The 11749-nt window shown below is 67.3% G+C and carries 13 protein-coding genes and 2 pseudogenes; 8 read left to right on the top strand and 7 right to left on the bottom strand.

The genetic code is table 11. From position 1 onward, the window contains the following. The first annotated feature begins 336 nt into the window (after nucleotides 1–336). The 3 genes from ACFWUZ_RS34400 to ACFWUZ_RS34390 all read left to right on the top strand — a co-directional run bounded on the left by ACFWUZ_RS34400 (nucleotide 337) and on the right by ACFWUZ_RS34390 (nucleotide 2638). On the top strand, nucleotides 337–945 hold the full coding sequence (locus tag ACFWUZ_RS34400) for a hypothetical protein (protein WP_384381765.1): 609 nt from the start codon (nucleotides 337–339) through the stop codon (nucleotides 943–945). A 514-nt stretch (nucleotides 946–1459) separates the two neighbouring features. Next, nucleotides 1460–2173 carry a hypothetical protein gene (locus ACFWUZ_RS34395; protein ID WP_384381763.1) on the top strand — a complete coding sequence of 238 codons (714 nt, stop codon included), beginning with the start codon at nucleotides 1460–1462 and terminating at the stop codon, nucleotides 2171–2173. A gap of 150 nt (nucleotides 2174–2323) precedes the next feature. Beyond that, on the top strand, nucleotides 2324–2638 hold the full coding sequence (locus tag ACFWUZ_RS34390; RefSeq protein WP_384381761.1) for a hypothetical protein: 315 nt from the start codon (nucleotides 2324–2326) through the stop codon (nucleotides 2636–2638). A gap of 9 nt (nucleotides 2639–2647) precedes the next feature. Here ACFWUZ_RS34390 and ACFWUZ_RS34385 read toward each other — a convergent pair. Further along, nucleotides 2648–3456 (bottom strand): IS5 family transposase gene (locus tag ACFWUZ_RS34385; protein ID WP_384381759.1). Its coding sequence is split into 2 segments (ribosomal slippage): nucleotides 2648–3117 and nucleotides 3117–3456, totalling 810 coding nucleotides; the frame shifts between segments, so codons are not numbered across the junction. 205 nt (nucleotides 3457–3661) lie between these two features. Between ACFWUZ_RS34385 and ACFWUZ_RS34380 the strand changes: the two genes are divergently transcribed. Continuing rightward, nucleotides 3662–4183: a GNAT family N-acetyltransferase gene (locus ACFWUZ_RS34380; RefSeq protein ID WP_384381757.1), complete on the top strand. Its 522-nt coding sequence runs from the start codon at nucleotides 3662–3664 to the stop codon at nucleotides 4181–4183. A 195-nt stretch (nucleotides 4184–4378) separates the two neighbouring features. Here ACFWUZ_RS34380 and ACFWUZ_RS34375 read toward each other — a convergent pair whose 3' ends face one another. Beyond that, complete coding sequence (locus ACFWUZ_RS34375; RefSeq protein ID WP_384381755.1) at nucleotides 4379–4510, bottom strand: hypothetical protein; 132 nt, start codon at nucleotides 4508–4510, stop codon at nucleotides 4379–4381. A 589-nt stretch (nucleotides 4511–5099) separates the two neighbouring features. On the opposite strand from ACFWUZ_RS34375, the gene ACFWUZ_RS34370 reads away from it, so the two are divergent. After that, nucleotides 5100–5570 (top strand): DUF6262 family protein, encoded by a 471-nt coding sequence (locus ACFWUZ_RS34370; RefSeq protein WP_384381753.1) that lies wholly within the window; start codon nucleotides 5100–5102, stop codon nucleotides 5568–5570. On the opposite strand, the gene ACFWUZ_RS34365 is transcribed toward ACFWUZ_RS34370, so the two are convergent. After that, on the bottom strand, nucleotides 5530–5901 hold the full coding sequence (locus ACFWUZ_RS34365) for a hypothetical protein (protein ID WP_384381751.1): 372 nt from the start codon (nucleotides 5899–5901) through the stop codon (nucleotides 5530–5532). The genes ACFWUZ_RS34370 and ACFWUZ_RS34365 overlap by 41 nt on opposite strands. Nucleotides 5902–6028: 127 nt before the next feature. Here ACFWUZ_RS34365 and ACFWUZ_RS34360 point away from each other — a divergent pair. Both ACFWUZ_RS34360 and ACFWUZ_RS34355 read left to right on the top strand, forming a co-directional pair. Then, nucleotides 6029–6466 (top strand): annotated as a pseudogene (locus ACFWUZ_RS34360) (ATP-binding protein); the annotation flags it as partial. A gap of 111 nt (nucleotides 6467–6577) precedes the next feature. Beyond that, a complete protein-coding gene (locus ACFWUZ_RS34355) occupies nucleotides 6578–7138 on the top strand; it encodes a DUF6368 family protein (RefSeq protein ID WP_384381749.1) in 561 nt (186 codons plus the stop codon). Between the two features lie 189 nt (nucleotides 7139–7327). On the opposite strand, the gene ACFWUZ_RS34350 is transcribed toward ACFWUZ_RS34355, so the two are convergent. The 4 genes and pseudogenes from ACFWUZ_RS34350 to ACFWUZ_RS34335 form a co-directional block, all read right to left on the bottom strand. After that, complete coding sequence (locus ACFWUZ_RS34350) at nucleotides 7328–8125, bottom strand: hypothetical protein (protein ID WP_384381747.1); 798 nt, start codon at nucleotides 8123–8125, stop codon at nucleotides 7328–7330. Between the two features lie 9 nt (nucleotides 8126–8134). Further along, a complete protein-coding gene (locus tag ACFWUZ_RS34345) occupies nucleotides 8135–9277 on the bottom strand; it encodes a transposase (protein ID WP_384381745.1) in 1143 nt (380 codons plus the stop codon). Nucleotides 9278–9569: 292 nt separating this feature from the next. Continuing rightward, nucleotides 9570–9653 (bottom strand): annotated as a pseudogene (locus tag ACFWUZ_RS34340) (hypothetical protein); the annotation flags it as partial. Nucleotides 9654–10202: 549 nt separating this feature from the next. Then, a complete protein-coding gene (locus tag ACFWUZ_RS34335; RefSeq protein WP_384381743.1) occupies nucleotides 10203–10838 on the bottom strand; it encodes a GNAT family N-acetyltransferase in 636 nt (211 codons plus the stop codon). Between the two features lie 326 nt (nucleotides 10839–11164). Here ACFWUZ_RS34335 and ACFWUZ_RS34330 point away from each other — a divergent pair, with 326 nt between their 5' ends. Beyond that, on the top strand, nucleotides 11165–11386 hold the full coding sequence (locus ACFWUZ_RS34330) for a hypothetical protein (RefSeq protein ID WP_384381741.1): 222 nt from the start codon (nucleotides 11165–11167) through the stop codon (nucleotides 11384–11386). Nucleotides 11387–11749 lie beyond the last annotated feature (363 nt).

The raw sequence follows: 11749 nt of genomic DNA, 5'->3' as shown, positions 1-11749 counted from the left end.
AGAAACCGACCGACGAACCCAGGACACTGCCGAACCGGCCCTCGGCGCGCCGGCATGCGTTGCAACCCCATAGATACCGACACTTCGACTTTTCACATAGACGCAGCTCATCGGACGAGGCATCCCGCATCGACTGAGTGCCGCCGGAGACCCACAGATAGAGCCCCTGCGCTTCCCGACATGCGGCAGGTGGTGCTGGATGTCCTGCTGTGTCCGAGGAGATCATCGGCAAGACATGCGGGCCGCATCCAGGAAGCTGGTGGTCTTACGAACACCGACGAGAACGCCAGAACCGGGGCACATGACCGAGAGCCGCGGCAGGCCGCCGTCTCATTCGTGACCACCGAGCACTTCACCTTGCAGGGAGCGCGAGCCGCGACGATCAGCGAATCGACCAGCCGGGCGACGATCTTCATCGGTTCGGTGTCCGCCGGGATGGTCGCCCTCGGCCTGATCGCCACGGCGACCGGCATCGGCACCGCGTTCTACGCCTTCGGCCTGATCTTGCTGTCCACGCTCTCCTTCGTCGGCTTCGTTACCAGCGACCGGGTCCTCCAGTCCGGAATCGAAGACCTCCGCTACGCCCAACGGATCGCTCGGCTGCGGGCCTACTACTTCGACGTAGCCCCCGAGCTGACCGACTACCTGGCCAGCGTCCCGCCCTCACAACGCTTTGGCCTTCAGGGCTTGCACGGCGGGTACTGGCAGGTCTTCCGGACGATCGCCGGAATGATCGGCGTGATCACCGCGGTCCTGACCGGCTCGGTTGCCGGCCTGCTCGCCGTGCTCGCATCCGACCACTCGGCAGTCGCCGGATTCGTCACGGGCGGAGTGGCGGGTATTGCCGTGCTGGCAGTGCTGATGCGGTTTCAATACCGGGCCTGGGTACTGGCCGCCCAAGACTGGGGCTTTGATGACGAAGGACGAAAGCACGTGGCGGGCTGATCGAGCCCACACGATGACGGGCCCGACTACCAGAGACCCGCCGCCGTCCCCGGCCCGCGTTGTCGCGGACCCCCAGGCCCGGCGGTGCTTTCGGTCGGTCGGCCCCGTGGCGCAGGTACCGGCGGGTGAGGGCACATGCGGGCGGCAGCAACCATCCGGCCGGCTCCCAGTACGGATGGTCCACAAGCAGGGCTTCGACTACTCGGTGGGATTCCGTCTCTGGCGCTCCCGCCCACGTGAGCGCGCCGCGAAGCGCGTCGGCCGCGTCGGTCGGCAGATCGCTGTCGCCCAGGGCGGGCAGGAGTAGGAGCAGGCGGGCGTTCGGGTCGTGGACTCCGGGGGCGGTCGGATCGGGGGTACGAGCGATATGGATCAGCTCGCGCCACGACAGGCCTGGGCCGGCCTGGTGTCCGTCGAGCGTGGCCAGATGTCCGAGGCGGCTCCATGAGGGGTGCGTCACGAGGTACTCGGTCCCCGTGTCGTCGGCGAGATTGCGCGCCAACACGACGGCGCTGTGGCCTCCGCGGAACGGGATCCGGAACACCGGCCATCGCTCCTCGTCGGCCAGCGCCTCGTACGCCGCGTCGGCGTCAGCCTCGTCGATCGCCATCGCTGCCGGGAACAGCCAGTGATCTGGTGGTACAAGGCCCGCGCGGTCCCCGCCCTCCTGGCCACCCTCATCGCCACGATCGCCCTCGGCCTCCTCATCGGCGACGCCCAGCTCCCCGTACCCGCACTGACCGGAGCCTCAGGCGATTTCCTCATCGGACACCTGATCACTCTGGCGCCGGCGATCGTCTTTCTCTACGGCACGGGCCGAGGCGACCTCGCCACCAGGACGGTCGCAACCCGACCCTTGCGCGTCTGGGACACCTCACTCGCCGGGGCCATCGGCCTCCTCGGACTGAGCACCGCAATAGTCGGCCGCCTCGCCGACTCGGACGGCCTCACCACCGTCCTGGGCCGCAGCCTCGCCGGCTACACCGCACTCGCCCTCCTCATCATGCCCCTCCTCGGCCAACACCTGTCCACCTCAGCTCTGGCCTGCATCCCCCTCACCTGCGCCGCCACAGGCTGGGCCCGCAACGGCCAACCCGAACAATGGGCCTGGATCCTCCACCCCGCCGACTCCCTCCCCGCACTGCTCCTCGTCGCCGCCCTGCTCCCAGCAGGCATGGCGTTCGCACTGACATGGCGCCGCCCGCCCCTGACCGTCCGGAGCCTTTAGTCCGCCACCCCCAGACCCGGCCACCAGCACGCGAGGCCAACGTGTCACCACATACGCACGCGTGTCATCCGCGGCCGCCGCCATTCTGACCGGGCGCCGGCATCGCACCCGCGCACGCCGAGGGCTACTCGATCAGCAACTTCAGAGACGATGACGTCCTGTCGCTGGAGCGACAAGAACACCGACCGCACCAGCACCTCCGTCTCCCTATGGAGCTGCAGCGGATCGCCCCACATGTCGGACGGATTCCGCCTCGAAGTCTGGAAGGACGTTTTTGGACCGGACGAGGGCAAGGGCTCCAAGCAGAACACCTGCAACATCAACTACTGGGGCGACCTCGCCTCCGGCAGCTACTACTTCGAGACCCAACTGCCGAGCGGCTTCTCCGTGTCCGCGAACGGTGTGCGCGTCGACTACTTGGGCCTGTCCGGCCGATCATGTGATGGCCGCGAGCCCGCTCGTTAACTGATCGTTTCAGAATGAGGTTCGAAGACGGCGGAGGCATATGAGGCTGCAGGCCAGTTGGAGCAGGCCCTGGTGGAGGTCAGCGCATCGCTCGTAGCGGGTGCGGAGTCGTTTGAACTGGTGCAGCCAGGCGAAGGCGCGCTCGACGACCCAGCGCACCTTGCCCAGTCCGGAGCCGTGGGCGACGCCACGTCGGGCGATCAGCGGTTTGATGCCCCGCTTCCACAGCAGGCGGCGGTACTTGTCTAAGTCGTAGCCCCGGTCGGCGTACAGGCGTCGGGGCTTGCGGCGGGGACGTCCCCGCCGGCCCCGGATCGGCGGGACGGCGTCGAGCAGGGGCAAGAGCTGGGTGACGTCGTGCCGGTTGCCGCCGGTGAGGGTGACGGCGAGCGGGGTTCCGTGGCGGTCGACGATCAGGTGGTGCTTGGAGCCGGGGCGGGCGCGGTCGACGGGTGAGGGGCCGACGTGATCCCCCCTTTAAGGGCCCGGACGTGCGATCCGTCCACGGAGCAGTCGTCCAGCTCCAGCAGGTCGGCGCGGCGGAGTTCGGCCAGCAGGGCGGCGTGCAGGCGTGGCCAGACGCCGGCCTCGGTCCAGTCCCGCAGCCGGCGCCAGGCCGTGACTCCGGAGCAGCCCACGGTCTCGGCCGGAACGTCGCGCCAGGCAACGCCGGTCCGCAGGACGAACATGATGCCCGCGAGAGCTGCCCGATCCGGAACGCGAAGCCGCCCGGGATGTCGGCGGCGCCGGTCGGGAGATGGTGGAAGCAGCGGGGCCACCCGCTCCCACAGGTCGTCAGGAACAAGATCAGCACGCACCCGGACACCCTGCCGATCAAGATCAACGAGCGCAAGACCCGCAGCTTAACTCATTCTGAAACGATCAGTAAGTCGAGCACGGAGCGGGTAACCTGAGAGGCGACTCCAACTACGAGTCCGTTCCGGCCGACGCGGACCCACCCTTGCCGCCTCATGTCGAAAAAATCGGGTGCGGGTCGCTGGCCCCAGACTGTTTCCTCACCTCATGCACACGACGGGACCCGTGCGTCTCCACCCTTGGGCGGACAACGACCTTTGGCTGCTCCGGCGGCGCAATACCTCTGAAATGACGGCACACCTCGGCGGCCCCGAACCTGATTCTGCGCTCCTCGCCCGCCATCGCCGCTGGACAGCCATGAGCTTGAACGCTGCGCACGAGGGCCGGGTGTTCCGCGTGGAATCCCCGACGGGGGACATCGTGGGCACGGTCTCCTTCATACCGAAGGAGCACGAGGGAGAGCCGATCTTTGAAGTGGGCTGGGGCGTTTTCCCCGAGTACCAGCGCCAAGGCTGGGCGACGGCCGCCGTCCGAGTCCTCCTTGACCACCTGGCCGCCCTCCCCTCGGCGCACCGCCGGCTGGCGGTTCACGCCTTTCCCCGTTTGGCAAACGCGGCCTCGAACGCGGTCTGCCGCGCGGTGGGCTTTACCCTCATCGCCGAAACGGTGCACGAATACCCCCCCGGCCAGCACCACGCCAGCAACAACTGGCGCTTCACCCTCCCGTGAAACCCCGAAGCGACCTCGGTCGGCCGGTCAGGTTCGGAGCCAGATGGTGACGGCTGCGGCGATGGCGGTGCCAAGGTAGACGTAGCGGTGCTAGTGGTAGCGGGTGGCCAGGGCTCGGTGTTGCTTGAGCCAGTTGATGGCCCGTTCGACGGTGTTGCGCTTCTTGTACCGCTCGTCGTCGAAGCCAGGTGGTCGTCAGCCGCGTGAGCCTTTGCGCAGGCGGGCGACCTGGCTGTCGGTCTTCTCCGGGATCGTGTGCCGGATGCCCCGACGCCGCACGTCCACCACCTGGTCGAGATGCACCGGCGGCGGTATGGCCTCCGACATGGCAACCGGCCCTTCTGCCTCGGCGATCCGACCACCGAGTCTCTCACGTGCGTTCGTTGGGGATCAGGCGGTCGTGACAGGCACTTCCTTCGTTCTGCGGTCGGGGCGGCGTGTGACACGGCGAGACCATTTGCAGGAGTCTTCAGCTCGCCCGCCTCGGCTCGCAGTGTCGAGCCGGGGCATAGGTACCACTCGAGCAGTGAACAGACCGCAGCCCGGCAGTGTTCTACGGCGCCGCCAGATAGTGGGACCAGCTTTCGCAGACGAGCTGTGCCCGGTGGTTGGCGATGTGGGGCTGGATTCGGGTTGATCCCGTCGCCCAGGTTCAGCAGCGCGTCCACTGCCAGCCGCTGGACGGCACCTGGCACCCAGTCGGTTCCGGTCCAGCGCGAGCTTCGCGCCGCGAGTGCGAAAACCGGGTCAACGTCTGGCTGCTGCAACGGCGGGCCGAACATGCGGCCCTCACGAAGCTGCTGGACACCCTCCGTTCCAAGCCCGGACGCGCCGTCCAGGGCGGCGGCTGCGGCGCCGCCCCCACTGGCCCCGTTCCGCTCACTCTCGACCTCGACCGTCACCGAAGGACCCGGTCATGACCGACGACGCTCGTGCCAAGCGCACCCAGACACTCGCCACCACCGCGAAGGCCAAGTCCCAGGCCAAGACCGCCACGGCCGAGAAGGCGATCCGCAACCTGGTCAAACGCGGTGAGTCGATCACGTTCCAGGCCGTCCAGCGCGAGGCCAACGTCTCCCACGCGTTCCTCTATAACCACCCGGACCTGCGAGGACGCATCGAACGACTCCGGGCCCAAGCCCGGCCGGTTTCCGCACCGACGCCTCCGGCCGACGAGCAGAGCACCCTCGTCCTCGCGCTGACCAGTCAGATCACTCGTCTGAAGAAGCAGCACCGAGAAGAAGTACAGGCACTGCGAGACGCGCTCGAACAAGCCCACGGCGAGAACCTCGACCTCCGGCGCGAACTCGCCCGCCGCGGCGGCGACACCCACCGCCCTGCTGAGATCAGTCCGCAGTCATCAGCTCGATCAGCTCGGCGTCCGTGACGTCCGACTGGAGCCGGACGTCGAAGTTGTATCCCTCATCGCAAAACACCACGTCAAGGCCCGCCGGAGCAAGCCTGCGGAACACAACCGCTAAGCGCACCGCGTCCGACTCCGACGAGTCGAGATATAGGCAGGTGCCGTCCTCATGCAGATACGCCTCACCCGGACCATCCTCCGACTCGAAGGACCAGCAGAAGCTCCGTGCCTCGCTACGAGGCGTCGAGTCCGTCTCGACTTCGGCCCATCCATCCCGGATCGCAGAGGTCAGAGCCCCGCAGTCGGCGCTCCAGCCACCTGCTTCACCGTCGATCAGCACCAAGAACTTCGCCATAGTCCCGTGTCTATCACCCTCGACCGACCCGCTGGAGCCACGGCACCGTCACACCACAATGCACAGATCGCATCACCGATCTGACCAGGCAAGACATCCGCTCGTGTGACGCAACCCGTTGTTAACGCCGGGCGTCGGAAAGACGCACATCGCCGTGGCTCTCTCCGTCGCCGCCTGCCGAGCCGGCTTCTCCGTTTACTTCACCAGCCTCGACGACATGGTCCGCCAGCTGAAGGCCGCCGAGACTGCGGGTCGGCTCAACAGCAAACTCCGTACCTATCTTCGGCCGGGCGTCCTCGTCGTGGATGAGGTCGGCTATCAGCCGCTGGAGCGGGCCGAGGCGAACCTGGTGTTCCAGGTGATCTCAAAGAGGTATGAAAAGGGCTCGATCATCCTGACCTCGAACAAGACCTTCAGTGAATGGGGGCAGGTGTTCGGCGACGAGGTCCTCGCCACCGCCATCCTCGACCGGCTCCTCCACCACTGCGACGTCGTCTCCATCAACGGCCCCAGCTACCGGCTCAAGAACCGACTCGCCGCCATCGAACGCGACGACGCAGCCTGACCAACAGGTCCGTGTCCCGCAATCGATCGGATGTCTCTCCGTGGACCTGGTAGAACCAGGTCCACACGGCACTGGGCCGCGCATTCGGGGGGCGTCTTGACGGGACCGGCAGTGGGGCTGTGGCTCTTCGAGCACCGCAGCTTCGAAGAGATACGAGCCAGTGCGATCCCGTGGCTGGAGACGTTCTGCGATCCGGTCGAAGTCGAGGCTGACAGGGACTTGGCCTTCCGAGTCCAAGAGCCTGCAGTCCTCGGTCTGCACGCCCTCAATACGGCCGAGGCGGGCATGTTCTTCCTCTCGGAGGACGACTGCATTCCGGCAGACGACGAGGACTACTCTGGCTTCTCGCGGCCGCCAGTTCAGGGCCTCATACTCGCCGCCGGCTGTTCGGGGCAGGTGAACCACATTCTGCTCGGTCACCTCGCCCTTGCCTTCGCCCAACGGCTCCATGCGGTGATCGACTTCGACGGCGTCCTTGGGTTCACCCCTGGCGATCGGGCGGAAGAGGCCGCAGAGCTGGCCCGAGCACGGGCGCTGGTGGCATCGCTTCCTGGCACCGTCAGGGAAGTCTCCTACGACACGGGCGGCGGCGACCGCTGGATCCGGCATGTCGGCGATCTGAAGTTCCTCAGTGCCTGGCTGCAGCACCCAGACTTCCGGCTCGTCAAATAGGCCCACGCGGGCCACACCGCACCTCGGCATGGCGCGAGCTTGAGGCTGGCACTCACACCGTCGCCCAACTGGGCACGTTCATCCGTACCTCGCTGAGCACTCTCATGAGTACGCGGACACTGGTCCACTTCTTGTGGTGCAGCCACGCAGGGTGACCCATGGGTGGTTGAGGGGGTCATGGTCCTTGAGTCAGAACGGCGGGTCGTCGCTGTAGCTGCCGCCTGTCCAGTTGCCGTCCCAGGAAGCGCGGGCGGCTTTGAGGCGGGCGTAGTGCTTGCGGGCCGCGATGTCGGACGGGTTCTCCAGTGCGCTGGCGTCGTGACCCCAGGCCTTCAGCGCGTCGAGGACGCGGTCTCGGTGGTGTCGGTCGGTGCTGGTGGCCAGTAGGCGTCGGGCGTGGTCGGCCAGATCGGCCTGGTGTTGGGTGAGGAGGGGGTGCTCGATGAGGGGGATGGCGGTGACCAGGGCGGTGTGGCGCACGTCGGCGTCGTCATGACCGAGAAGGCGATGAACCGCCGAGAAGATCGCCGGGCGGGCGTTCCGGAACGCCCGCATCTGCTCATCGTGAATTCCCTCACCGTAGTGGTGTTCGTCGATGGCAACGCACTCGTCGTTGGCGTCGTAGGCGGTGTCGCCGAGCCAGTCGAGCAGCTGCACGAGAGTCGGGCGATTCTGTGTCTCGGCGCCGGGGTTGTCCTCGCCCGATGTGATGGCCGGATCGTCGAGGAGCGCCGCGACGCAGAGCGCTACTGGGACAGTGGCCTCGTAGATGCTGTTCTGGTGAGTCACGGGCCCAAGCGCATCGTGCAGAGCGGATTCCCTGACGACCGGGTCAGCGTCGGTGAGGAGTGTCAGTGCCGCTGGCAGAGCCTCGCCCGTCCCGCCGGCTGTCGCGAGCGACGCCCAGTTCGTACTGTCCAGCAGTGTTTGAAAGGGAGGCAGGGTGGTGGGGTGAGGCTGCTCGTTCTGGCTGCTGCTGTCGGTCACAGGCTGAGGCTATTGCGTTGACGAGTCAGAGTTGTACGTGGGTGTCAGGTGTATAGCAGGACGCTTGCGGAGGAGCTCGAAGCCTGCGCGACCGAACATCTGGCGCTTCAGCATCTTGATCCGATTCACATGACCTTCGACTACTCCGGAGTTCCACGGCAGCGAGAGTCCGGCAGTGACAGCATCCAGATCGCGTTCCAGGTGCCGGGCGAATCGCTGGAGGCTGGGCAGGTCGGCGGTGGTCGCTGCCTCGATCCATGCCGGAAGTTGGTGGCCTTGCAGCTGAGTGAGCATGTGGGCGAAGGAACGGACGTGCCCGGCGAGTGCGTCCAGTTCAGGGCAGTTCGCCAGTACGACCTTGAGCTGGAGCCTGTCGCCCTCGGCCAGATCCTCGGGGTGGGTAAGGATCCAGCGGGCAACGGCGCGAGCAGATGGCGGCCGGGGGCCGACCGGTTGGGGCTTGCCACGCAGATTCCGGCTGACGTAGGCGCGAACGTTGCCGTAACCGTCCGGGTAACCCTGTTCTTTGATCTCCTCCCAAAGCTTCCAGGCGTTGGTGCAGCCCTCCTGCCACCGCTGGTCGAGGTAGGGCTTGAAGGCATCGAGCTTGGTCGGACGGCTTTGCCACTGGCCGGTGAACAACTGCTCCGGTTCCGCGGCATGGGCAAAGCGGAGGACCGTGCTGAATCCCATGCCGAGCTGGCGGGCGATGGACCGTTTGCTGTGGCTGGCGACCAGGAGCGCGTGGACGGTTGCATGCTTGGCGCGCGTTCGCTCAGCGAACCGGTGCCCTGTCGGCCACGGCGATGGCGCGGGCGGTTCCGCCGCCCGAGGGGGCTCCTCCGGCGGCGCCGGCGCCGGTCGCAGGCATGCCCGGTGCCGGAAGACGCACTTCTCGGCGGCTTCTCCGAGGTTGTGCCAGAGGTGCCACCTGTCGGCGACCTGGAGGGCTTGTGGGGCGCCGCGGGTAGCGCCGTCGGCGTAGAACACGGCGCGGTCACGGCAGATGATCTCAATTCCGGGCCGCTCGGAAAGCCAGGCCGCGAGCGTGTCTGCCTCTCGGTCCGGCAGGAGGTCCACCGGCCGACGTGTCTCGACGTCGACGAGCACCGTCCCGTAGATCCGGCTCTTGCGCTGTGCGAATTCGTCCACGCCAACCACGCGGGGCGTGGCGCTGGGCGGATCGGGCAGTGAGGGTGATCAGCCTCAGGAGCGTGTTCCGGCTGACCCGCACCCCGACTGCGTCCGACATCCGGGCGCCGGCACGTCCCGCGAGTGCGAGACCGACCGAGACGAGCGTCGATCTCAGCCGCTCTGTCCGCCGACCGAACCGACGTGTGAGTCCGGGCACCTGCTCGACAAACGTCTTGCGTGGGCAGGACGCATTCGCGCAGACGAACCGGCGCATCCTTAACGACACCACGACCCGCTTGCCAGCGGTCGGTAGGTCACGGGGAAATCGCAGGTAGGAGCCGTGTATGCGCCCCGACCAACACCCGCAGCCCGGACAGGCTGCCCCACCAGCCATGGTGCGGGCCTCCACACGCCCGCCAGTGTCGACCACCTCGACTGACTCCACTGACACGTTGTCAACTGACGAGAACAGCAACTCATCCAGCTGCGGTCGTACTTCGTTCACGGGGTAGAACTGTCGACCCCATTCCACCTGGCCGGGGCGATTTTCGGGCGATCTTGACAGCTACTGACGACGAGCGACGGTCACGCTGCGTACACGACCACAAGAAGTGGACCAGAGCCCGAGAGTCGAGAGCGCATGTTGGTGAACGACGAGAGCATCTTCACCCCACCAGAAGCGTGTTGCCGAGTGATAGCAGCGTTGGGGTGGTTGCCTTGAGGCCGACTTCGTGCTGCGCAGCTCGCTTCCCGGGTCATCCCTTGGGCCAGGCCCCGAGTGCGCCGGCCAGCAGGTCGCCTTGCTCTTCGTTGCCCTGTGCCGGGCGAGCCCCACACCTCGGGCTCAATCGGCCGTCGCATGGGAGGGGTCTCTCGCTGCTGCTGATTAAGGTTTGGGCAGGCCCACCCCTCTTGGCTAACGGGGTGTGCGCCGGACGGACATTCAGCGCGTAGTGTCCGGCCATTCCTCGCGCAGCATCCCGAACAGCACGGTGTCGTAGCGCTTGCTCGCCACCAGCACGGTGGACCGGCGTCGGCCCTCCTCGCGGAAGCCCGCCTTGATGAAGGTGCGGACGGCCCGCTCGTTGCCGCTCCAGGTGTCGAGCTCGATCCGGTGCAGCCCGAAGACCCCGAACAGGTGCCCCACCAGCAGCCGCAGCGCTTCGGAGCCATGGCCGCAGCCCCAGCGGTCCCGCTCGCCGATGGTGACGCCGACCGTGGCCAGCCCGGCGAACGGGTCCAGGTCGCGGTAGTCCACCATGCCGATCACCGTGCCGTCGGCCAGATCCTCGACCGTGAAGACGGCCGACTCCTTCGGGTTCAGCCGCAGCATCGTCTCGAAGCCGAGCTCGACGGCCTCCGCCGTGACCGGGCCGAAGCACGGGTTGCCGCCGGCGGCCCAGTGGACCACCTCCGGATCGTTGCGCCACCGAACGTGATGCCCCGCATCCTGCGCACGGAGTGCGCGAAGCCTTACCAACTTTCCTTCGATCATGGACAGATCATAGGTCTCGACCTGATCGTCGACGATCTTGAGATCGATGGCCTGCGCCTGACTCGCTCCCTGTGCGACAGTCACGTCGTCCTCTGGACGGGCACAGGCCGGGCCGGGGCTTACCTCCGCCCAGCCGCTCCTATTTCTCAGCGACATTCCACAAGCCAGGGACCGCCATGTGCTCTCCGTCGCCGGCGATAAATGGTCTCCGCTGCGACGTACGTAGCCAGGGTGCAAGTCCCTGCTGCCCTCGCTCCACACGGCCCGGCCTCGGTGTCCTCGGCTCCCCGGCGGGGTCGTCGGCAAACGAGTGCACCGCGGGCGGCCGGCGCGGCTGTGTCGGTGCGGTGGGGAAGCGATGGACGGTGATGCCGGGACCGGCCCGGCACGCCGTGAGAGAGGAGCGGACGATGGACCAGTCTGAGCTGGAGAGCAAGATGCATGCGCTGGAGACGTCTCTGGCCGTCCAGGAGGCGACCATGGCCGGGGCGCAGGCCACGCAGGCGGCGACGCAGGCGGGGATGACCTCGACGTTCGGCGCGACGCAGGCGGGCACGTGGTCGGTGATGGCCGTCGGCAGTGTCTCGCTGGTGGTGGGGATCTTCCTCGGCCTGGCCATCGCCAGGGACTGACGGCCGCCCCCGCCCTACCGGGAACGCGCCGTCTGGCTCTGCGCCGCCCTCTGCCCGGCCTCACGGCCGGTCGGGGGGCGGTCCGCTGCGAGGTGGCCGGGCTCCGGCAGCCGGCCCCGGTGTTCACCTCACCCGATGAACGTTCCCCCGGGGCGAGCGGGGAAGGGCGCGGTGGCCTTGGGATCACCCGTTTGCGGATCCCCCACCTTCACGAGGAACCCCGGCCTGCTTGTGGGCGAGCCCGGCGTCCGTCGGCCGCGGGTCAGGGGTGGTCGTCGTAGTGGTCACGGCTTCCCGACTTGGCCAGCCCCCGGCTGATCATGTAACCGACGGTGAGGATCACGATGTACAGCCAGGCCCTGT

It is taken from the genome of Streptomyces sp. NPDC058646 (assembly GCF_042716875.1).
Taxonomy (GTDB): domain Bacteria; phylum Actinomycetota; class Actinomycetes; order Streptomycetales; family Streptomycetaceae; genus Streptomyces.
Note: the sequence above shows the minus strand (reverse complement) of the source record. Positions and strands in the feature narration are given on the sequence as shown.

What these genes read in the sequence shown, in the direction of transcription:
- ACFWUZ_RS34380 (WP_384381757.1), top strand. Translation starts at nt 3,662, where the DNA reads ATGCACACGACGGGACCCGTGCGTCTCCACCCTTGGGCGGACAACGAC.
- ACFWUZ_RS34365 (WP_384381751.1), bottom strand. Translation starts at nt 5,901, where the DNA reads ATGGCGAAGTTCTTGGTGCTGATCGACGGTGAAGCAGGTGGCTGGAGC.
- ACFWUZ_RS34330 (WP_384381741.1), top strand. Translation starts at nt 11,165, where the DNA reads ATGGACCAGTCTGAGCTGGAGAGCAAGATGCATGCGCTGGAGACGTCT.
- ACFWUZ_RS34390 (WP_384381761.1), top strand. Translation starts at nt 2,324, where the DNA reads ATGACGTCCTGTCGCTGGAGCGACAAGAACACCGACCGCACCAGCACC.
- ACFWUZ_RS34370 (WP_384381753.1), top strand. Translation starts at nt 5,100, where the DNA reads ATGACCGACGACGCTCGTGCCAAGCGCACCCAGACACTCGCCACCACC.
- ACFWUZ_RS34375 (WP_384381755.1), bottom strand. Translation starts at nt 4,510, where the DNA reads ATGTCGGAGGCCATACCGCCGCCGGTGCATCTCGACCAGGTGGTGGAC.